This is a genomic window from Streptomyces tailanensis (genome assembly GCF_008386495.1).
In the GTDB taxonomy this organism is placed as follows: Bacteria; Actinomycetota; Actinomycetes; order Streptomycetales; family Streptomycetaceae; genus Streptomyces; species Streptomyces tailanensis.
This window is the reverse complement of the sequence record NZ_VTHJ01000036.1, coordinates 42,510-63,340: the sequence shown is the minus strand read 5'-3', so window position 1 is coordinate 63,340 and position 20,831 is coordinate 42,510. Positions and strand designations below refer to the sequence as shown.

The 20,831-nt window shown below is 70.7% G+C and carries 19 protein-coding genes; 7 read left to right on the top strand and 12 right to left on the bottom strand.

Going from position 1 to position 20,831, the window contains the following annotated elements; genetic code table 11:
- The first annotated feature begins 61 nt into the window (after nucleotides 1–61).
- A complete protein-coding gene (locus F3T56_RS26940) occupies nucleotides 62–571 on the top strand; it encodes a GNAT family N-acetyltransferase (protein ID WP_149827948.1) in 510 nt (169 codons plus the stop codon).
- 13 nt (nucleotides 572–584) lie between these two features.
- Here the strand turns inward: F3T56_RS26940 and F3T56_RS26935 are convergent, their stop codons facing one another.
- The 5 genes from F3T56_RS26935 to F3T56_RS26915 all read right to left on the bottom strand — a co-directional run bounded on the left by F3T56_RS26935 (nucleotide 585) and on the right by F3T56_RS26915 (nucleotide 7,276).
- Entirely contained in the window at nucleotides 585–1,511 is a 927-nt protein-coding gene (locus tag F3T56_RS26935) for a dihydrodipicolinate synthase family protein (RefSeq protein WP_149827947.1), read from the bottom strand.
- Between the two features lie 12 nt (nucleotides 1,512–1,523).
- Nucleotides 1,524–2,558 carry an oligopeptide/dipeptide ABC transporter ATP-binding protein gene (locus F3T56_RS26930; RefSeq protein ID WP_149827946.1) on the bottom strand — a complete coding sequence of 345 codons (1,035 nt, stop codon included), beginning with the start codon at nucleotides 2,556–2,558 and terminating at the stop codon, nucleotides 1,524–1,526.
- Entirely contained in the window at nucleotides 2,555–4,540 is a 1,986-nt protein-coding gene (locus tag F3T56_RS26925) for a dipeptide/oligopeptide/nickel ABC transporter permease/ATP-binding protein (RefSeq protein WP_172639158.1), read from the bottom strand. Before F3T56_RS26925 ends, F3T56_RS26930 begins: the two co-directional genes overlap by 4 nt.
- Before the next feature lie 11 nt (nucleotides 4,541–4,551).
- Nucleotides 4,552–5,511, bottom strand: coding sequence for an ABC transporter permease (locus F3T56_RS26920; protein ID WP_149827944.1), 960 nt, complete (start codon nucleotides 5,509–5,511; stop codon nucleotides 4,552–4,554).
- Nucleotides 5,512–5,641: 130 nt separating this feature from the next.
- Nucleotides 5,642–7,276 carry an ABC transporter substrate-binding protein gene (locus F3T56_RS26915; protein ID WP_149827943.1) on the bottom strand — a complete coding sequence of 545 codons (1,635 nt, stop codon included), beginning with the start codon at nucleotides 7,274–7,276 and terminating at the stop codon, nucleotides 5,642–5,644.
- 304 nt (nucleotides 7,277–7,580) lie between these two features.
- Here F3T56_RS26915 and F3T56_RS26910 point away from each other — a divergent pair, with 304 nt between their 5' ends.
- Nucleotides 7,581–8,321 (top strand): FadR/GntR family transcriptional regulator, encoded by a 741-nt coding sequence (locus F3T56_RS26910; protein WP_172639160.1) that lies wholly within the window; start codon nucleotides 7,581–7,583, stop codon nucleotides 8,319–8,321.
- A 110-nt stretch (nucleotides 8,322–8,431) separates the two neighbouring features.
- Nucleotides 8,432–8,917, top strand: coding sequence for a protein-tyrosine phosphatase family protein (locus F3T56_RS26905; protein ID WP_149827942.1), 486 nt, complete (start codon nucleotides 8,432–8,434; stop codon nucleotides 8,915–8,917).
- Between the two features lie 577 nt (nucleotides 8,918–9,494).
- Here F3T56_RS26905 and F3T56_RS26895 read toward each other — a convergent pair.
- The 3 genes from F3T56_RS26895 to F3T56_RS26885 all read right to left on the bottom strand — a co-directional run bounded on the left by F3T56_RS26895 (nucleotide 9,495) and on the right by F3T56_RS26885 (nucleotide 14,686).
- On the bottom strand, nucleotides 9,495–10,151 hold the full coding sequence (locus F3T56_RS26895) for a M15 family metallopeptidase (protein ID WP_149827941.1): 657 nt from the start codon (nucleotides 10,149–10,151) through the stop codon (nucleotides 9,495–9,497).
- Between the two features lie 415 nt (nucleotides 10,152–10,566).
- Nucleotides 10,567–13,698, bottom strand: coding sequence for an AfsR/SARP family transcriptional regulator (locus tag F3T56_RS26890; RefSeq protein WP_246203908.1), 3,132 nt, complete (start codon nucleotides 13,696–13,698; stop codon nucleotides 10,567–10,569).
- A 214-nt stretch (nucleotides 13,699–13,912) separates the two neighbouring features.
- Nucleotides 13,913–14,686, bottom strand: coding sequence for a phosphohydrolase (locus tag F3T56_RS26885; RefSeq protein WP_149827939.1), 774 nt, complete (start codon nucleotides 14,684–14,686; stop codon nucleotides 13,913–13,915).
- A 304-nt stretch (nucleotides 14,687–14,990) separates the two neighbouring features.
- Here F3T56_RS26885 and F3T56_RS26880 point away from each other — a divergent pair, with 304 nt between their 5' ends.
- The 4 genes from F3T56_RS26880 (at nucleotide 14,991) to F3T56_RS26865 (ending at nucleotide 17,518) form a co-directional block, all read left to right on the top strand.
- Nucleotides 14,991–15,227 (top strand): hypothetical protein, encoded by a 237-nt coding sequence (locus F3T56_RS26880; protein ID WP_149827938.1) that lies wholly within the window; start codon nucleotides 14,991–14,993, stop codon nucleotides 15,225–15,227.
- Nucleotides 15,228–15,466: 239 nt separating this feature from the next.
- Nucleotides 15,467–16,213 (top strand): DNA repair protein RecO, encoded by a 747-nt coding sequence (gene recO, locus F3T56_RS26875; protein ID WP_172639157.1) that lies wholly within the window; start codon nucleotides 15,467–15,469, stop codon nucleotides 16,211–16,213.
- 40 nt (nucleotides 16,214–16,253) lie between these two features.
- A complete protein-coding gene (locus tag F3T56_RS26870; RefSeq protein ID WP_149827936.1) occupies nucleotides 16,254–17,093 on the top strand; it encodes an isoprenyl transferase in 840 nt (279 codons plus the stop codon).
- Between the two features lie 2 nt (nucleotides 17,094–17,095).
- Nucleotides 17,096–17,518 (top strand): YcxB family protein, encoded by a 423-nt coding sequence (locus F3T56_RS26865; protein WP_149827935.1) that lies wholly within the window; start codon nucleotides 17,096–17,098, stop codon nucleotides 17,516–17,518.
- Nucleotides 17,519–17,602: 84 nt separating this feature from the next.
- Here F3T56_RS26865 and F3T56_RS26860 read toward each other — a convergent pair whose 3' ends face one another.
- From F3T56_RS26860 to F3T56_RS26845, 4 genes are read right to left on the bottom strand one after another with little or no spacing between them, the layout of a single operon-like run.
- Nucleotides 17,603–18,019 (bottom strand): Fur family transcriptional regulator, encoded by a 417-nt coding sequence (locus tag F3T56_RS26860; protein ID WP_149827934.1) that lies wholly within the window; start codon nucleotides 18,017–18,019, stop codon nucleotides 17,603–17,605.
- A gap of 59 nt (nucleotides 18,020–18,078) precedes the next feature.
- Nucleotides 18,079–19,011, bottom strand: a complete 933-nt coding sequence (locus F3T56_RS26855; RefSeq protein ID WP_149827933.1) for a metal ABC transporter permease — start codon at nucleotides 19,009–19,011, stop codon at nucleotides 18,079–18,081.
- Nucleotides 19,012–19,032: 21 nt separating this feature from the next.
- On the bottom strand, nucleotides 19,033–19,800 hold the full coding sequence (locus F3T56_RS26850; RefSeq protein WP_149827932.1) for a metal ABC transporter ATP-binding protein: 768 nt from the start codon (nucleotides 19,798–19,800) through the stop codon (nucleotides 19,033–19,035).
- A gap of 19 nt (nucleotides 19,801–19,819) precedes the next feature.
- Nucleotides 19,820–20,809: a zinc ABC transporter substrate-binding protein gene (locus F3T56_RS26845; protein ID WP_425473627.1), complete on the bottom strand. Its 990-nt coding sequence runs from the start codon at nucleotides 20,807–20,809 to the stop codon at nucleotides 19,820–19,822.
- Nucleotides 20,810–20,831: the final 22 nt, after the last annotated feature.

The window sequence follows — 20,831 nt, the reverse complement described above, 5'->3', positions numbered from 1 at the left end:
ACTCTTCCACCGCGCGGAAACGGATGGACGCGACCCGGCGCCGCGACCGATGATCTCCCGCATGATCAGGACTGCCACCGCACACGACGTCGCGGAGATCCGCACGATGATCCGCGAACTCGCCGCGTACGAAAGGGCCGTAGAGCAGGCCAGAGCGAGCGAGGAACAGCTTCGCGAGGCCCTGTTCGGCGAGGATCCCGCCGCTTTCGTGCTGATCGTCGAGGACGACGCGACCGGCGAGACCGTGGGCTTCGCCCTGTGGTTCCCGCGCTTCTCGACATGGACCGGCACGCGCGGCATGCACCTGGAGGACCTGTATGTACGCCCGCACGCCCGGGGCGGCGGACACGGCAAGGCCCTCCTCGCCGCGCTGGCGGCGATCTGTGAGCGGCGCGGCTACGAGCGCTTCGAGTGGTGGGTCCTCGCTTGGAACGAGCCGACCATCGACTTCTACAAGTCGCTCGGCGTGGATCTCCTGGACGAGTGGACGGTCTGCCGCCTCACCGGCGAGCCCCTCAAGGCACTTGCCGCCCAGGCCCCGCCGGTCGTGACGCGGAGTCCCGCCTCGTAGCCGCGCCGGTCGGCTACAGCAGCCCCGCCGCCGCCAAGTACTTCCCCACCTGCTCGATCTCCGCCTCCGACAGCGGTACCTGCGGCTCCGCCGTGGCCCCGCACGCGATGACGCCGCGGAGCTGGAGCGCGGCCTTGAAGGCGCCCAGGGCCGAGGAGCTGCCGCCCATGCGGGTGGGGGCGCCGACGGTGACCATGCCGAACAGGGCGCACAGGCGTTCCTGTTCGGCGCGGGCCTGGTCCCAGTCGCCCGCGCGGCAGAGGCGGTCGAGGCGGACGTAGCCAGCGGGGTCGATGTTGGCGAGGCCGGGGACGGAGCCGTGGGCGCCCATGGCGAGGGCGGCATCGATGGTGAGTTCGGAGCCGGTGAGGAGGGTGAAGCCGGGCCTGGACCGGGTGCCGGTGATCACGTTGCGGAAGTTGGCCAGGTCGCCGCTGGAGTCCTTCAGACCGGCGATGACGCCTTCGCCGGCCAGCTCCAGGATCAGGTCGGCCCCCAGTTTCGTGTGCACGCCGGCCGGGAGGTCGTACGCGTAGACCGGGACGGGGGACTCGGCGGCGAGCAGCCGGTAGTGGCGGGCGATCTCCGCCGGATGGGTGCTGGTGTAGAAGGGGGCGGTCACGACCACCGCGTCCGCGCCCGCCGCCGTCGCGGAGCGGATGTGGTCCAGGACCCTCGGGGTCGTCATGTCGATCGCGCCGGCCAGCACCGGCACGGCGCCCGCGGCATGCGCCGTCGTCGTCTCCACCACGAGGCGGCGCTGCGCGTCCGTCAGATACGCCGCCTCCGACGTCGTACCGAGGACGAACAGCGCGTCCACCCCGCCGGTCAGCAGATGGTCGAGCAGCCGGGTCAGGGAGGGGACGTCCACCTCGCGGGCCGGTGTCAGGGGCGTGCAGACGGGCGGTACGACTCCGGTCAGCGGGGTGGGCACGGGCATCCTGGGGCTCCCTTACGGTCGGTGCGGCTCGGGCGGGGCCGACGGCGCCGCCTGGGTGACCAGGTCGCGCGTCGACTCGTCCTCCTGCACAGGATGATGGCAACGGAAGCGGTGTCCGGGCGCCGACGCGGCCGTGAACGCGGGCATCGTGTCCGCGCACTCCCCGGTCGCCTTCCAGCAGCGGGTACGGAACGGGCAGCCGCTCGGCGGACGGGTCGCGGAAGGGACGGGGCCCACCAGGGGGATCGGATCGATCGGGTCCAGCAGGCCCGGGGTCGCGGAGAACAGGGCCCGGGTGTACGGGTGGCGGGCGCTGTCCGTGACCCGGTCCGCCGGGGACTCCTCCACGATCCGGCCCAGATACATGGTGATCACCCGGTCGCTCATCCGCCGTACCGTCTGGATGTCGTGCGAGACGAAGACCAGGGCCAGGCCGAGCCGTTCCTTGAGGTCCAGCAGGAGGTTCAGGATCTGGGCGCGGACCGAGACGTCCAGCGCGCTCGTCGGTTCGTCCGCGACGACGAGGTCCGGGTCGAGGGCGAGCGCGCGGGCGATGGCGACGCGCTGGCGCTGGCCGCCGGACAGCTGGCCGGGGAGGCCGTCCGCCAGCACCGGCGGCAGGCCGACCAGGGACATCAACTCCCTTACTCGGTCCTCCCGTTCGGCCGGAGTGCCGCGCTTGTGCACGTCGAGCGGGTCGCGGAGGATCTGGCGGGTCGTCAGGCGGCGGTTGAGGGCCGTGGACGGGTCCTGGAAGATCATTCCGGTGCCGGCGCCCACGGTCACCCGGCGCTCGGCCGGAGGCATGGACCACAGGTTCCGCCCCCGGAAGGTGACCGTCCCGAGCGTCGGCCGCTCCACGCCCACCAGCACCTTCGCCAGTGTCGACTTGCCGCAGCCGGACTCGCCGACCACGCCGACCGTCTCACCGGGCGCGATCGTCAGGTCGGCGCCGGTCAGGGCGTACACCCGGTCACGGGTGAACAGGCCGCCGCTGCGCGCCTTGTGGACGACATGGGCGTCGGACAGTTCGACGAGCGCGTTCACCGGGCCACCCCGCTCTCCGTCAGGTCCACCGCCGGGTGGTGGCAGGCCGCCCGGTGCGTGGGCGGGCCCAGCAGGTCGGGGGCCGTCGTACGGCACACCTCGGTCGCCATCGGGCAGCGGTCGGCGAAGCGGCAGCCCTCGGGGAAGTCGGCGGGGGAGGGGACGACGCCCTTGATCTGCGTCATCCGCTCGGCCGCCGACTCCAGCGACAGGACGCTGCCGAGCAGACCGCGCGTGTAGTGGTGGGTGGGCGACTCCACCAGGTCCGCCGTCACCCCGGTCTCGACGATCTGCCCGCCGTACATCACCACCACCCGGTCGGTCACGTCCGCCACCAGCGCCAGATCGTGCGACACCAGGATCAGCGCGAAGCCCAGCTCCTCGCGCAGCCGTAGCAGCAGCTCGATGACCTGGGCCTGGACCGTCACGTCCAGCGCGGTCGTCGGCTCGTCGGCCACGATCAGCTTCGGGTTGCGGGACAGCGCCATCGCGATCAGGACGCGCTGGCGCTGCCCGCCGGACAGCTCGTGCGGGTAGCTGCGCAGGGTGCGCTCGGGGTCGAGGCCGACCATGGTCAGCAGCTCGGGCGCGGTGCGCTTGCCGCCCCGCCGTACGACCTGCTTCAGCTGGGCGCGGATGGTCATCGCCGGATTCAGCGAGGACAGGGCGTCCTGGTAGACCATCGCCATCTCGTGGCCGAGCAGCCGACGCCGTACGCGCATGGGCTCACCCACCAACTGCCGCTGGTCGAACCGGACATGGCCGCGCACCCGGGCGCCCTTCGGCTCCAGCCCCATCACGGCCAGCGCGGTCAGCGACTTCCCGCAGCCGGACTCGCCGACCAGGCCCAGCACCTCCCCGGGGTGCACCTCGAAGCTGATGCCGTCGACGATGTCCACGCCCCGGTGACGGTTGTCGAAGCCGATGGCCAGCCGCTCCACGGCGAGTACCGGCCGGCCGCCGCCCGGCAGGGGCCGCGCCCGGGAGCGCAGCCGGTGGGCCGCCTCCGTCAGCCCGGGCAGCTCGGTGACCTTGCCGCTGCCCGGCTCGGGGGCCTCCAGGGCGTCGGCCGGCCGGTCGTCCTCCGCCCGCCGCTCCACGTCCCGCGCGACCGGCGCCGCCCACGCGTCCGACACGCCCTCGGAGAGGATGTTGAGGGACAGAACCGTGATCAGCATCAGCAGACCGGGGAAGACGGTCGCCCACCAGCCCCCGGTCAGCACCATGTTCTTGCCGTCCGCGATGACACTGCCCCAGGACGGGTCCGGCGGCCGTACGCCCGCGCCGATGAACGACAGCGACGCCTCGAAGACGATCGCCTCGGCGACCTGGACCGTGCAGAACACCAGCACCGGGGCCGCGCAGTTGATGGCCACGTGCCGGATCACGATGTGCGGGGTCCGCGCTCCTATCACCCGCTCGGCGGTCACATAGTCCTCGCCGTACTGGTCGAGGACGTTCGCCCGTACGACCCGTGCGACCGGCGGCGTGAACAGGAAGGCGATCGCGCAGATCAGCACCTCGATGCCACCGCCGAAGACGGCCACCAGCACGGCCGCCAGCGCGATCCCCGGGAACGCCATGACGACGTCCAGACAGCGCATCAGCGTCTCGTCGACCGCCTTCCGCGAGGTCGCCGCCACGGCTCCGATGAACGCCCCCACGACCAGGGCGAGCCCGGTCGCGCCCAGCCCGATCGCGAGCGACCAGCGCGCCCCGTACATCAGCCGGCTCAGGATGTCCCGCCCGAGACTGTCCTGCCCCATCCAGTGCTCGGCGGAAGGCGCCCCGGTCCCGCCGGCCAGCGCCTGCTGGTCGAGCGGATCGTGCGGGGCGAGCAGGGGCGCGAGCAGCGCCGTGAGCACCACGATCACCAGAAAACACACCGCGACACGCGACAGCAGCGGCAGTCGGCGCCAGCCGCGCAACCGGATGCCCGGCCGCGACAGGACCTCCGTGAGCCGCTTCCGCGTGGTCACCATGAGCCCGAACATCAACCCGCCCCCCTCAGCCGTGGGTTCACCAGCAGATAGAGGACATCGATGACGAGGTTCACGACCACGAACCCCGCGGCCGTGGTCAGCACGACACCCTGGACGACCGCCGGGTCGCCGTTCTTCACGGCGTCGATCATCAGCTTGCCCATTCCCGGCAGCGAGAAGATCGTCTCGATGACGACGGCGCCGCCCAGCAGATAGCCGACGCGCAGCCCCAGCACGGTGAGCGGATTGATCAGCGCGTTCCGCAGCACATTCCGCCCCACCACCACCCTCGGCGGCAGCCCGCTCCCGATCGCCGTCCGCACATAGTCCTTGTCCAGCTCCTCCACCACCGACGTCCGCACGATCCGCGTGAGCTGCGCGGCCACCGGCAACGACAGCGCGAACGCGGGCAACGTCATCGTCCTCAGCCACCCGGTGAACGAGTCCGCCGGATTGACGTACCCACCCGTCGGAAACCACCCCAGATCCACCGCCAGATACTGGATCATCAGCAACGCCAGCCAGAACCCCGGCGCCGCGACCCCCGTGAGCGACACGACCCGAATGACCTGGTCGGGCAGCCGGTCCCGGTAGATCGCCGCCGTGACCCCACCGAGCAACGCCAGCACGACCGCGATCCCGAGCCCCAGGAAGGTGAGTTGGAGGGTGAGCGGCAGCGCGGTGGTGACCTGGTCGACGACAGGGGCCCGGGTGAGCGCGCTGATCCCCATGTCCCCGTGCAGCAGATCGCCGATGAATCCGACGTAGCGGACGGGGAGGGGATCGAGGAGCCCGTTCTCCTCGCGGAATTCACGGAGCTGCTCGGGAGTCGGATTGGCGCCTTGGAAGAAGGCGGAGGCGGGGTCGACATCGGAGAACCGCATGACGAGGAAGACGAACAGCACGATGCCGAGCATGAGCGGTACGAGGAGAAGGACCCGCCGGATCAGGATCCTGACAACAGCGATCACTTAAGAACTCCCGGGGAAGTGCAGCCGTGCCCCAAAGGGGCGCGGGGCTGTGACATGTGCGGCTCCGCCGCGTGGGCGCGACCAGCCACAAACAACCCGCAGTCGGCGAACATCCGAATCCCCAACGGCGCTACACCCACTTCGCCTGCAGCAAGTTGATCCCGGGATACGGCTGAGCCCTTATCCCAGAAAGCCGCTTCGGATCCCACGCCGTCATCAACTCGTTGTGCACCACCGGATACAGCACAACCTGCTCGGCGACGACGTCGATATAGTCCTGCACCATCGTCTTCTTCTTCTCGGTATCCGGCTCCTGAGTCGCCTGGTCCATGTCCTTGAACAACTGCTTGGCGACGGAGTTGTCGGCCCACCGGGCGTACTGCATCCACAGGTTCTGCGGCCCGTAGTTGTAATGCATGATCAGATCCGCGTCGAGCCCGAACTGATTCGGATTGGAGGCCGCGGCCACCACCTGGTAGTCCTGCTTCTGGTCCATCTTCGTGAAGACGGCCGTGGTCTCCTGCGGCGACAGCGTCGTCTCGACCCCGATCGCGTCCCACGACGACTTGATGGTCGGCAGACAGTCGACGATCCAGCTCACGTTCACCGCGAGAATCTCGATCTTCAGCCCGCTGACCCCCGCCTCGGCGAGCAACTCCTTCGCCTTGTCGGGGTCGTACGTGTACACGCTCTTCGCCGGCCGATAGCTCGGGTTCCCCTCATTCAGGAAGGAACTCGCGGGCTTTCCATGCCCTTTCAGCGCGACCTCGATCATCTTGTCCCGGTCGATCGCGTAGTGCAGCGCCTGCCGAACGCGTACGTCGTCGAAGGGCTTGTGCTTGGTGTTGAACATCAGGAACAGGTTGTTCATCCCGGAGCCGCCCTGGACGGTCATGCCGCCCTTCTCCAGCTGGCCGATATTGGCGTACGGGATGTTGTCGGCGATCTGCGCGCCCGCACTGGCGCCGGAGATCTTCGCGACGCGCGGGGCGGCGTCGACGATGGTCATCCAGTTCATCTTCTTGAAGGCGGCGGGGCGGGGCCCGTTGTAGTCGGCGTACGCCTCGAAGGTGGTGTTGGACTTGGGGTGGTGCGCGGTCTGCCGGTACGGCCCCGAGCCGATCGCCTTGCCCTTGATGGCCTCTTCCCAGGCGCCCGGCTGGGAGAAGATGTGCTTGGGCATGATCTTGGCAAGCGTCAGCCGTGAAATCCCGTCGGGGAAGGGGAATTTCAGCACCAGCTCGACGTTCTGCGCGTCGATCTTCCGGACCTCCTTCAGCCAGCTCGCGAAGAAGCCCTTGGCGAGGGTCTGGGTGTCCGGGTCGAGGATCCGCTCGTACACGAAGACGACGTCGTCGGCCGTCACCGGTTTCCCGTCGTGGAAGGTGGCCCCGGCCCGCAGCTCGAACTTCCACGACGTACCGCTGAGGTCGCTCGGGACGGCCGTCGCCAGCGCCGCGTACGGCTCGCGCGAGATGGGGTCGGTGTCGAGGAGCCCCTCGTAGATGTGGTTGTTGGCGGCCATGCAGAAGGCGGAGGCGGTCTGGGTAGGGTCCCAGCTGCCGTCGTTGCCGTAGCCGATGACGGCGGTAAGCGTCCCGTTCTTGCCGCCGCCTCCGCCGCCGGTGTCGTTGGTGGACTCGGGCCCGGCCGAACAGGCGGCCAGCGACGAGGAGACGGCGGCGGCCGCGCCCAGCGCGCCGGAGTGCTTCAGGAACGACCGGCGGTGCAGCGCCGCCGGGGCGTCTCGGGTCACGTCGCGCACGGTTCCTCCAAGGAGGCAGCGAAGGGAGACGAAGATTGAAGATCGAGGGGGGAGAGATACGACGTCCTACGTCCTACAGGGAGCAGCGTGACCATAAGAGTGCCTGTGAGGGCGGTCAAGAGATCGCACACGAATGGCGTACCTGCCAAAGGTGCGACCAATGGCGGTGTGAAATAAGGACAGTTGACGGCCCGTTAGGGCAGAATTTCCCGGGGCGATCACCGTGCGTTCACCCGGCGTTCCCCCAGCGAGTTCCCTCGGTTTCCGTCCGGAGGTGGGACGTCGGATGTCCGGCGAGCGTACGATGCGGCGCATGTCTCAGGAGAGCGGCGGCCGGCGCCGACCCGAGCGGCGGGTGAGCGGTCAGATCCAGCGCGAGGTGATGCAGCTGATCCTCGACCGCAAACTCCAGGCGGGTGCCCCGCTGCCCACCGAGACGGAGCTGATGGAGGACCTCGGCGTCAGCCGCAACTCCGTCCGCGAGGCCCTCAAGGCCCTTCAGGCCCTCGACATAGTCGACATCAGACACGGCTACGGCACGTACGTCGGCCAGGCCTCCCTGACGCCCCTCGTCGACGGCCTCACCTTCCGCACCCTGGCCCGCCCCGACGGCGACACCGCCGCGCTCGCGGAGATCCTCCAGATCCGCGAGGTACTGGAGGAGGGCCTCGTACGCCGGGTCGCGGGCACGCTGACGGAGGCGGAGCTGGACGGCCTCGCGGCGGTCGTGGACCGCATGGAGGCGGCGGGCAAGGCGGGCGAACCCGTCGCCGAACTCGACCGCGACTTCCACGAACTCCTCTACGCCTCCCTCGGCAACGCCCTCGTCCCCCAACTCCTCGGCGCCTTCTGGACCGTCTTCCTCCGCGTCGCCGGCGCCCGCGGCTGGACCGACGACCCCACCCCCGACCTCACCATCCGCCGCCACCGCGACATCGTCACCGCCCTACGCGCCCACGACGTCGAGGGCGCACAACGGGCGATGTCCGACCACTTCCGGGGCATCGAGGCCAGGGCGGCACAGGAGACGCGGGGGGTGGGGTAGCGGATGGCCGAGTCGAACGAGCCGCGGCGGAGGGGCGGCGCCCGGCGCCCGGCGAAGTCGCGTCGCCAAAGCGGCGGACGCCGCTGCCCGGCTCTGCCTACGCTGACCCGATGACCGAGCCGAAAGCCGTGACCGAGCCGACCGACACGGACACCGCGTCCCCTCCGGTCGCCCCCTGGGACCCGGACGCCCCCGGTGTGCTGCGCCTGCCGTCCGGTCGGCTGGTGCGCGGTCGGGGGCTCAGGCACCCTCTGCCCGACGGTCCGGCCCCCACGTACGCCGTTCATCTCCTCGGTAAGGAGCCGCCCGAAGTCCCCTGGGAGTCACGCTGGTTGCGCTGGCCCGATTTCCGGTTGCCCGGGGACCGGGCGCAGGCCGAGGAGGTGTTCCGGGACGCCTGGCGCCGGACGGAGGTCGAGCGCGTGGAGTTCGCCTGCGGCGGCGGCCGGGGCCGCACCGGCACCGCGCTGGCCTGCCTCGCCGTCCTGGACGGCGTACCGCCGGAGGAGGCCGTGGCGTACGTACGCCGGCACTACGACCGCCACGCGGTGGAGACCCCGTGGCAGCGGCGGTACGTACGACGCTTCGGGGCATGACCCGGCCCCGGGCTACGGGCGTCGCGCGCGGAAGCGGAAGGAGCCGCCCAGTTCGTGCAGGTCCACGGACACGTCCGTGAAGCCCGCCGTGGCCAGGCGCGCGGGCAGCGTCGCCGGGTCGACGACGTTCATCGTGTCCCGGAAGCGGAGGATCAGGAAGCGCGTGCTGGACCCGCATCGGCTACGCCTCCGCCAGTTGCCGCTCCATGGGCCTGGTGGCGACCGGCAACGACGCGGACACCGGACTCGGTGGCCGGGCGAGCCAGGCGGCCGGCCTGGTGGAGGTCGCCGAGGGGGTTCGCAACTGTTCGCCGAGGAGTCCGCACAAGGCCGCTTTAACTCGATCGTGTGATGGTCGGCTCGCAGGCTTGCGGTGCCCTGGGCCGATCGGGTTAGCGTTGCCGTGCGATCTGGGACGCCGAGTGCGGCGCCATCACATCGCGCCAGGACCTCGCCGACCGCATCGACGATTTCGTGCTCCAATACGACACCACGGACGCCAAGCCCTACCGCTGGACCTACGACGGCACCTCGCTCAAAGCCGCATGAACCCCCGAAAGATCAACGCGGTGCTGCACTAGGAGACGGTCGCCTTGGGGCCGTACAGCGCATGCGGCGCGCCGGTCATCAGGGCCCAGTAGCGGTCGCCGTAGGACCAGTGCCACCACTCGGTGGGGTAGTTGACCAGGCCGGCCGTGGTGAGGGCGGCGCACAGCGTGCGGCGGTTGCGGCGGGCCGTGTCGGAGATGTTGGGCGCGTCGGTGTAGCAGGCGTCGTCGCTCTCCTCGGGGCTGGCGTCGACACGTGTCCCCATGTCGAGTTCCTCCCCGGCGGCCGTGCACAGGGTCAGATCGACCGCGGCCCCGGCGACATGCGGCCCGATCTCCGGCGGGGAGAGGGAACGGCTGGTCTGGACGCGCAGATGGTCCTCCGACCAGTCGGGGTTGTCGCGGCGCAACTCGGCGGCGTACGACTCGAAGTACTTGATCTGCAGCGCGAGCGGCCGGTACCCCTCGGTGACCAGCAGCCGCAGCCCGTCGGGCAGCAGCCGGGCCGCCCGGGCCAGCCGCCAGGCGACACCCTCGCGGAGATGCGCGTAGGCCCCTTCGGGGTCGGATTGGCGCGAGTCGACCACCACGAAGGGCAACTCCCTCAGATCGACGAGGGGTTCACCACATTCCTGGACCGGTATGCGGGCGACATCGGGGTCGCTCATGAGGATGATCGGAGGCATGCGTCGTCTTCCACAGGGTCCACGAGTGCCGGCAACCGCGGGGTACTCGTACGGCAGGTGTGAGGCGGGGTGCGCGGCAGCACCCCGGGGAGGGACCTGATCCCCTGATGTCCCTCCCCGGGGGCTTCCCCCCTTGAGTGGTGGTCTGTGGCCTGGCGACGGTTGTTCCCCTCGTCCGTACTGCCGTTCTGATCCCACTGCGTTCATGTGCTCGCGTTCATGTGTCCACCGGCTCGTCCCCTGTGCGCTCCGGTGGGGCCGACCGGCCGGGCGGTGGTCGCCCGGCCGATCCGCTCTTCCCCCGAGAACACCAAGAATGGCCCGCTCCGCTGGAAGTTCTCTGCAAGTCCGCCGCAAGCGACTTCTGGTCAGGCCATGGCTCGTATGGCCCTGGTCGGCCATGGCTCGTATCGTCCTAGTCAGGCCATGGCTCGTATCGCTCGCGGGCCTCGCACGTCGTGAACACCGCCATGGCCTCGGCCCGCAGCGCGGCGGCCCCGTCCGCGTCCCCGAGGGCGGCCCGTACGGCGGAGAGGTTGCGCAGGGCGCGGGCGCGGGGGAGGGGCAGGGCGAGGACCGCCCAGAGGGCGGCGGACGCCGTCAGCAGCCGGTCCGCGTCCGCCAGACGGCCCTCGGCCAGGGCGCACTCGCCGAGCGTACGCACGGTCAGGGCCTCGCCGAAACGGTCCCCGTGGGTCCGGCAGACCTCCACGATCTCGCGCAGCTCGCTCTCCGCCTCCGCGGTGTGCCCGAGCCGCATCCGGGCTTTCGTACGGGCCCGCAGGGCGTACGCCGCCATGTGCTCGTCGCCGATGGACCGCAGGATCTCCAGCGCCTCCTCGGCCACGCGCGCGGCCTCCTCGTACGCGCCGAGCGAGCGGTGCACCAGGCTGAGCGTGCGCAGCGCGAGCGCCTCGCCGCGTCGGCTGCCGAGCCGCCGGTACGCCCGCAGCGACTCGTCGAGCAGCGGGAACGCGCCTTCCTGGTCGCCGAGTTCGAGGCGTACGGAGCCGGCGTACCGGCAGGCGACCCCGACGCCGGTGTCGTCGCCGACCCGCCGGAAGCCCTCGGCCGCGTCGGCCAGGGCCTGTTCCGCGTCGCGCAGTTCGCCCACCTCGCGGCAGGCGCTGCCGAGTCCGGCGAGGGCGGCGGAGCGGCCGCGTACGTCGCCGAGTTCGGTGAAGATGTGTTCGGCGGTACGGAAGTACTCCTGGGCATCGGCGATGCGGTCCTGTTCGTAGCGGAGTTGGCCGAGGCCGACGATCAGCAGGGCCTCGCCCGAGCGGTCTTCCGCGCGGCGGGCGGCCGCGAGGGCGGCGTCGTGGCTGCGCCACCAGGCGTCGAAGCGGTTGCTGATGGCGAAGGAGGAGGAGCAGAGCGCTGCCGCGGCTTCACAGGCGAGTCTGTGCAGGCCCATGGCTGCGGCCCGCTCTACCGCGGTGGTGAGGGCGTCGGCCTCCGCGTCGAACCAGGCGAAGGGGTCTGACAGGGCTCGGTGGGTTGTTCGGTCGCCTACGGGGGTGGGGGGGTCTGTCGGTTCGCGGCTGCCGGTCTTGTGTGGGTGCTCGCGCCCACGCGGCGGAGCCGCATGTGTAACAGCCCCGCGCCCCTTCAGGGGCGCTTCCCCGAACCCCTGTCTCAAGATCACCGCACCCGATGGTGCCGCCTCCGTTACCCGGTCCATCAGCCACAGGCCTGCCGTCAGGGCCCGCCCCACCGCTGCCGTGCGGTCGGTGATCGGGTCCTCCGTTTCCGCGCGTTCGGCGGCGTAGACGCGTACGAGGTCGTGGAGGCGGTAACGGGGCTGGCCGACCTGGTCCGTGCCGGGGCAGTTGATCAACTGGGCGTCCAGGAGGCGTTCCAGGACTTCCTCCGCCTCGTCCTCGGTGGTGTCGGCGAGGGCGGCCACCGTCCATACGGCGACGTCGGCCGGGCCGAGGGTGGCGATGCGGCGCAGTACGCGGCGGGCGCGGTCGTCCAGGGCCCGGTAGCTGAGGCCGAGGCCGGCCCGTACCTCCAGGTCGCCCACGGCGAGCTCGTCGAGCCGGCGGTGCTCGTCGGCGAGGCGCTCGGCGAGCACGCCGGTCGTCCAGTGCCGCCGGGTCGCCAGCCGGGCGCCCGCGATCCGCAGGGCCAGCGGCAGCCCGCCGCACAGCTCGACGATCCGCCGCGCGGCGGCCTCCTCGCGCGGGTCGCCCGCGTCGGTGTGCCGGGGCCCGGTGACCCGGGTCAGCAGCTCAAGGCCCCGTACGTCGTCCAGGACGTCGAGGTCGGTACGCCGGGCCCCGACGAGTCCGCCGAGCCGGGCCCGTGAGGTGACCAGCACCCCGCAGGTCGCGCTCCCCGGCAGCAGCGGCCGGACCTGGGCCTCGCCGCCCGCGTCGTCCAGGACCAGCAGGATCCGCCGCCCGGCGACGAGGCTGCGGAACAGGTCACCGCGCTCGGCCGTGTGCTCCGGCGGGTCCGCGCCGAGCGCGCGCAGTAGCCGCCCCAGTACCTCGCCGGGCGGCACGGGCTCGCTGAAGCCGTGCAGTTCGGCGTAGAGCTGCCCGTCGGGGTACTCGGCGGCCACCCGGTGCGCGGCCTGTACGGCGAGCGCGGACTTGCCGACCCCGGCGGCCCCCGACACCACGACGACGGGCATCGCCTCCCGCGCGCCGGTCAACCCCTCGACGACACCGGCCAGTTCCTCCTCCCGCCCGGTGAAGTCCCCGATGGCGGGCGGGAGGAGGGACACGGGCCGGGGCGCGGCGACGGTGCTTTTGGGCGCCGGGGCGGAGGGGGCGGCCAGCAACTCCGGGTCGGCGCGCAGGATGGCCTCGTACAGCCGGTTCAGCTCCGGTCCCGGGTCGAGCCCCAACTGCTCGGCGAGCACGGCCCGGCCCTCCGCATACACGGCCAGCGCGTCGGCCTGCCGCCCCAGCCGGTAGAGCCCGAGCATCAGCTGGCCCCGCAGCCGCTCCCGCGTCGGGTGCGATCCCACCAAGGCGGTGAGTTCGGTGACGAGTTCCGCCTCCCGTCCCCCGCCCTCCAACTCGACGGCGATACGTTCTTCCAGCGCCGCCTGCCGGGCTTCCTCCAACCGCCCGGCCTCACCCCGCAGGGCCTCCCCGACGCCACCGAGCGCCGGACCGCGCCACAGGTCCGACGCGGCCCGCAGCAGCCGCGCGGCGCCCTCGTGGTCACCGCCCGCGGCGGCCTGCCGGGCCTTTGCCGTGAGCGCCTCGAAGTCGGCCACGTCGACCCGCCCGACCCCGCGCCGGATCAGATACCCCGGTGGCCGTGTCTCGATCGCCTCGGCCACCTCGGCGGGCAGGGCTCGCCGCAGCGCCGACACATACGTCTGCACCAGCGCCCGTGCCGTGTCCGGAGGGTCCTCTCCCCAGATCACGTCCACCAGCACATCCGCGGGCACCACCTGGCCCGCCCGCAGCAGCAACACGGCCAGCAGCGCCCGCGGTTTCGGCCCGCCCAGCCGCACGGGTCTGCCCGCATGCCACGCCTCGACCGGACCGAGCAGTCGGAATTCCAGCTCCACGGGACCCATCTTCCGTGCCGTAGGACCGCCGGGACAGCGGTTGCTCACGCAACGTTCGACGCTCATGCACGCCGTGTGGTTTCCCAGAACGCATGATGCACAGGAGAGTTGACGGAAAACCGGGGATGCCAAGGGCATTTTAGGCGGGCGACGCGGAGATTCATCATGCCGGTGAGTGCGAGCTGTGGCGATTCTGTGGGGGAGAGGGAGTTGGGTCGGGTGATCAGGGCAGTACGGGATACGCGGCCTGGAAGGCCAGCCTCCGGTCCGCGTCGGCGCCGAGTGCACCGAGGAGGTCGTCGAGGGCCAGGAACTCCTCCCAGGCCGGTCTGCCGCTCGCCTCGGCCAGCCGCTCGACGACGAGGTTCTCCAACTCGGCCACCCGCTTGTTCTTCCACACCTTGTCGGCCAGGCTGACGAGGAGATCCCCGACCCCGACCCCGGGCTCCGCCCACGCGGCATGCGTCCCGGCGAACCCAGGGGGTGCTGGAGAGTCCCGCACAGCACCCGCGGCGCCCGGCACGCTCCCCCACTCTCGGCTTCGCTCGAGCGGGGGGACCCCCATCGAGGGCCTTCGCCCGGCACGCCGAGGGCACGCACCGGCTGTGACACCAGCCGCTGACGCGGCGGGCGCGGGCACCGCACGGGATTCTCCAGCACCCCCTGCCCATTCCGGTGCGACACCGTGCTCCAGCAGAAGCCGCCGCCCGGCCTCCTCGTGCGCGGAACCGGGGCCGGACAGTTCACCGACGTACGCCGTCTTGCCGATGTCGTGCGTGGCCGCCCCGAACAGCACGGCCGCCCGGTCGAACGACAGCTCGGGGTACCGCTGTTCCATCCAGTCGGCCAACTCGTACGCCACGTCGTGCACCAGCCGCAGATGCGCCACGAGCCGTGGCGGGGCGGCGAGGACGCGCAGCAGTTCGACGGCCCGCTCCGGCAGCGGCCGCAGGGGCGGGTCGCCGTCGTACGTCAGTGCGTGGGTGGCTGAAGGCATGCCCTCTGTATAGACGGTTGGTATCGGCGGCGGCGGCGAAAACGCGGCTCCGACCATGGCCGGCCCCTTTGTGCTGCGGCCAACCTCTTTGTGCTGCCAGGAACTTGTAGAGCACAGACTCCTGCCGAGTGTAGGCGCGGATGGTCACTCCGGGGACACAAAGGGTGAAACTCGATTACTCAGGGGAGCACGGTGAAGGCAGAACGTGACGGGCGCGGCAGACTGAACTCGGCCGGTGAGTCGAAGAGGCGGAGGACGCGGTGGAGGAAGCGATGGAGTTGCGGCGGGTACTCATGGGTGCGCGGTGAGCGGAAACGGCAACGGAAAGAAGCCGGCGGTCGGCACATACGCGGTCGACACCCGCACGGGAAGGGTCGGGCAGGTCATGGGCCACGAGGGGCCCTACGTCCAGCTGAGGCCCGTAGGAGGCGGAAGGGAGTGGGACTGCGCTCCCGAGGCCGTACGACCGGCGACGACGATAGAGCGCCTGCGCGCGGCGACGGCCTACGAGAACGCCCGCAGCCGAGGCGAGGTCCCTTGAAGACGACGTGAGCGGAAGCCGGGCGCGCATCCTCTCCCCCTGACAGGAGACGCACCCGGCTGGTCGGCGGGCCGCTTCCCCTCGGCGCGCCGGAACCACTGTGGCCGTCCGCCCCGCCGACTGCCAGAAGTACCGCGTCCCAACTCGTCATGGGACGTGTGTCACTCCCCTGACCTGCGGTGACGGCCGGGGTTTGGAACGGGCGCCGGAGGGGTGGCACATAGGCGAGAATGGGCCCCATGAGTCTGTTCCGCGACGACGGCATCGTGCTGCGCACCCAGAAGCTGGGTGAAGCGGACCGGATCATCACGTTGCTCACCCGAGGGCATGGACGGGTGCGGGCCGTGGCCCGGGGGGTGCGGCGGACCAAGTCCAAGTTCGGCGCCCGGCTCGAACCGTTCTCGCATGTGGACGTGCAGTTCTTCGCGCGCGGCAGTGAGCTGATCGGGCGCGGGCTGCCCCTGTGCACGCAGAGCGAGACGATCGCTCCGTACGGCGGCGGCATCGTCAGCGACTACGCCCGCTACACCGCCGGGACGGCCATGCTGGAGACGGCCGAGCGGTTCACGGACCATGAGGGCGAGCCCGCCGTGCAGCAGTACCTGTTGCTCGTCGGCGCCCTGCGCACCCTCGCCCGCGGCGAGCACGCGCCGCACCTCGTTCTCGACGCCTTCCTGCTCCGCTCGCTCGCCGTCAACGGCTACGCCCCCACCTTCAGCGACTGCGCGAAGTGCGGACTGCCCGGACCGAATCGGTTCTTCTCGGTCGCGGCCGGCGGTTCCGTCTGCGTGGACTGCCGGGTGCCCGGCAGCGTCGTACCCTCTGCGCAGGCCCTGGAACTCCTCGGCGCGCTGCTGACGGGAGACTGGGAGACGGCGGACGCGTGCGAGCCGCGGTACGTCAGGGAGGGGAGCGGACTGGTGTCCGCGTACCTGCACTGGCATCTGGAGCGCGGCCTGCGCTCGCTCCGGTACGTCGAGAAGTAAGAAGCAAGCGGAAGTAAGCGGAAGAGGAGACGAGAAGCACATGGTCGTACGCGGGATCCTGGGGAGCCGGCGCCGCGAGTACAGGACGCCGGAGCCGCACCCGTCCGGCGCCCGCCCGCCGAAGCTCCCCGGTGAGCTGATCCCCGAGCATGTGGCGATCGTCATGGACGGGAACGGCCGCTGGGCGAAGGAGCGCGGACTGCCGCGCACGGAAGGCCACAAGGTCGGCGCCGAGCGCGTCCTCGACGTGCTCCAGGGCGCGCTCGAGATGGGCGTCCGCAACATCTCCCTCTACGCCTTCTCCACCGAGAACTGGAAGCGCTCGCCCGACGAGGTCCGCTTCCTCATGAACTTCAACCGCGACTTCATCCGCAAGACCCGCGACCAGCTCGACGAACTCGGCATTCGGGTCCGCTGGGTCGGCCGTATGCCCAAGCTGTGGAAGTCCGTCGCCAAGGAGCTCCAGGTCGCCCAGGAGCAGACCAAGGGCAACAACAGGCTCACCCTGTACTTCTGCATGAACTACGGCGGCCGCGCCGAGATCGCCGACGCCGCGCAGGCCCTCGCCGAGGACGTGAAGGCGGGCCGCCTCGACCCGTCGAAGGTCAACGAGAAGACCCTCGCGAAGTACCTCTACTACCCCGACATGCCCGACGTGGACCTCTTCCTGCGCCCCAGCGGCGAACAGCGCACCTCCAACTACCTGCTCTGGCAGAGCGCCTACGCCGAGATGGTCTTCCAGGACGTCCTCTGGCCCGACTTCGACCGCCGCGACCTCTGGCGAGCCTGCCTTGAATTCGCCTCCCGCGACCGCCGCTTCGGCGGCGCCATCCCGAACGAGGAGCTGCTGGCGATGGAGGGACGGACGGAGGAGGACTGACGTTGGCCGAGGCTGCCGGGAAGCATGTCGGGCTGATCTACCGGCCGACCGTCGCGGACTTCCGCGACGCCCTCGCCGTGTCCACCCGCGCCTCGACCGCCGGCCGCTGGGGACGGGGCCTGCTCCTCTTCTCCGGCGGCGCGGGCACCTTTGTGACCGTGGCGTCGTCGGCGGTGGACGGTACGGTCCCCACCGCTCAGGTACTGGTGATGCTGGCCACCGCCGCCCTCGGCCTGGTAGCCCTGCCCTGGCTCCAGGCCCGCCGACTCCACCGCCGGGCGACCGCACAAGGGCTGCACCGCACGGTGCTGGACACCTGGGGCGTCACGATCACGACAACCAGGGGCTCCGAAAGGATGACCCGCTGGTCAGAGATCCCGAGCTACGAGGAAAGGCTCTTGGAACGAAGGCTCAAGGGCGGCTGACCTCAGGGGCGCGGGGCTGTGACATTTGCGGCTCCGCCGCGTGGGCGCGACCAGCCACAACGAACCCGCAGCCGCAAACGAACCCTACTCGGCAGATGCCCCCGCGCACTCCGCACACGTGCCGAAGATCTCCACCGTGTGGGCAACATTGACATACCCGTGCTCAGAAGCGATCGCATCCGCCCACTTCTCGACCGCCGGCCCCTCCACCTCAACGGCCTTCCCACACACCCGGCACACCAGATGATGGTGATGCTCCCCGGTAGAGCACCGCCGGTACACGGACTCCCCGTCCGAGGTCCGCAGCACATCGACCTCACCCGCGTCCGCCAGGGACTGCAACGTCCGGTACACGGTGGTGAGCCCCACAGAGTCACCGCGGTGCTTCAGCATGTCGTGGAGTTCCTGCGCGCTGCGGAACTCGTCGACCTCGTCGAGTGCCGCGGCCACGGCGGCCCGCTGCCGGGTGGAACGACCTCGTACAGGTCCAGCGGTCGTCACCGTTGCCTCCTCACATCGCGGGCTTGCGGGGCCATTGTGCCAGCCCCGGCAGACCCCTTTCAGACGCCGAGCCCGTCCGTGGAACCCCGACTGGCCGGAACCCTCTCGTCCGCCACCTTCGCGCCGGCCTCCGGAAGCACGCACTCGGCGGGGTCGCCCGCGGCGAGTTCCAGGGCCCGCGCACGCCTCCTGGCCAGGGGCGTGGCCAGCGCGGTCAGCACCATGAACGCGGCGATGGCGAGCAGCACGATCGTCGCGCCGGGCGGCACGTCCTCGTAGTACGAGGTGACCGTGCCGCCGACCGTCACGGACACCCCGATGGCCACGGCGATCGCGAAGGTCGCCGCGAAACTGCGGCTGAGCTGCTGCGCGGCCGCGACCGGTACCACCATCAGCGCGGAGACCAGCAGCAGGCCGACGACGCGCATGGCGACCGTCACGGTCACGGCCGCCGTGACCGCCGTCAGCAGGTTGAGCGCGCGGACCGGCAGCCCGGTGACCCGCGCGAACTCCTCGTCCTGACTCACCGCGAACAGCTGGCGCCGCAGCGCCAGCGTCATCACGATCACGAACGCGGCGAGGACGCAGATCGCGGTGATGTCCTCCTGCGACACGGTCGACAGCGAGCCGAAGAGGAAGGACATCAGGTTGGCGTTGGTGCCGCCGGGCGCGAGGTTGATGAGCATCACACCGCCCGCCATACCGCCGTAGAAGAGCATGGCCAGCGCGATGTCGCCGCGTGTCTTGCCGTACCAGCGGATGAGCTCCATCAGCACCGCGCCGACCACGGAGACGAGCGTGGCCATCCACACCGGCGACCAGGAGAGCATGAAGCCGAGGCCGACGCCGGTCATGGCGACGTGGCCGATGCCGTCGCCCATGAGGGCCTGGCGGCGCTGGACGAGGTAGATGCCGATCGCGGGGGCGGTGATGCCGACGAGGACGGCGGCGAGCAGGGCCCGCTGCATGAAGGCGTAGTCGAGGATTTCCATGATGACTTCCCTAACGCCTTCTCAGCTCAACAGGCCCGTGCGGAGGGGCTCGGCGCCCGGTGCCGCGTGCGGGTGGACGTGGTCGTGGCCGGGCAGCGCGTGCTGGCCGACGGCCTTCGGGGGCGGACCGTCGTGCGTGACGCAGCCGTCGCGGAGGACGACCGCGCGGTCGATCAGCGGCTCCAGCGGGCCCAGTTCGTGCAGGACCAGCAGGACCGTCGTACCGGCCGCGACCTGCTCGCGCAGCGTCTGCGCGAGCACCTCCTGGCTGGCCAGGTCGACGCCCGCCATCGGCTCGTCCATGACCAGCAGCTCCGGCTCGGAGGCGAGGGCACGGGCGATGAGGACGCGCTGGTGCTGGCCGCCGGAGAGGGCGTTCACCGAGTCCTTTGCGCGGTCCGCCATGCCGACCAGGTCGAGGGCCCGGCGTATCGCCGCGTGGTCGGCCTTGCGGAGGATGCCGAGGCGGGTGCGGGAGAGCCGGCCGGAGGTCACGACCTCCGTCACCGTCGCGGGTACGCCGCCCGCCGCCGTCGTGCGCTGCGGTACGTAGCCGAGGCGACGCCAGTCGCGGAAGCGGCGGCGGGGGGTGCCGAACAGCTCGATCTCGCCCTCGGCCACCGGCACCTGGCCGATCACCGTGCGTACGGCGGTCGACTTGCCGGAACCGTTGGCGCCGAGCAGCGCGACGACCTCACCGCGGAGAACGGTGAGGTCGATGCCGCGCAGGACCGTGCGCGAGCCCAGCTCGGCGCGGACGCCGCGCATCGATATGACGGGCTCGCTCATGGTTGTGTCCTCCACAGGGTCACTTGGCTCCCAGGGCCGTCTGAAGCGCCTTGAGATTGGCTTCCTGGACCGCGAAGTAGTCCTTGCCCCGGGAGTTGTCGGTGATGCCCTCGATCGGGTCGAGGACGTCCGTCTTGAGGCCGGTGTCCTTGGCGAGCGTCTTCGCGGTCTCGTCGGACACCAGTGTCTCGTAGAAGATGGTGGTGACGCCGTCGGCCTTGGCCTCCTCCTGGAGCTCCTTCATCCGGGCGGCGCTGGGCTCGCTCTCCGGGTCGAGGCCGGCGATGGCCTCCTGGGTCAGGCCGTAGCGCTCGGCGAGGTAGCCGAAGGCCGCGTGGCTGGTGAAGAAGACCTTCGACCTGGTGTTCTTCAGGCCGTCCGTGAACTGGGTGTTGAGGTCGTCGAGCTTCTTGACCAGCGCTTCGGCGTTCTTCTTGTAGTCCGCCGCGTTGTCCGGGTCGGCCTTCTCGAAGGCCTTGGCGACACCCTCGGCGACCTCGGCGTACTTCACGGGGTCGAGCCAGATGTGCGGGTCGAGGGCGTGTTCCTCCTCCTCGGAGGGCGTCTCCTCGGCCTCCGCGTGCTCCTCCTCGCCCTCGTGCTCGTGCTCGACGTCGCCGTGGTCCTCCAGCTTGGTCAGGGTGGCCGCGTCGATCTTGGTCTTGATCTCGGACTGGGCGACCGCGTCGTCGACGGAGGGCTGCAGATCCTTGAGGTAGAGCACCGCGTCGGACTCCTGGAGCTGCGCGGTCTGCTTGGCGCTGATCTCCAGGTCGTGCGGCTCCTGGCCGGGCTCGGTGAGGCTGGTGACGTTCACATGGTCCCCGCCGATCTGCTCGGCGAGGAAGGCCATCGGGTAGAACGACGCGACGACGTCGAACTTGTCCGTGTTGCCCGCGGTGGCGCTGTCACTGGAGCAGGCCGAGAGCGTGGTGAGGCTGAGGGCGGCGGCCGCGGTCGCCGCCGCGGGTATCAGAAGTCGTCGTCTTACTACGTTCATGACAGTCATTTTCATCTTGTCTGGAAACGAT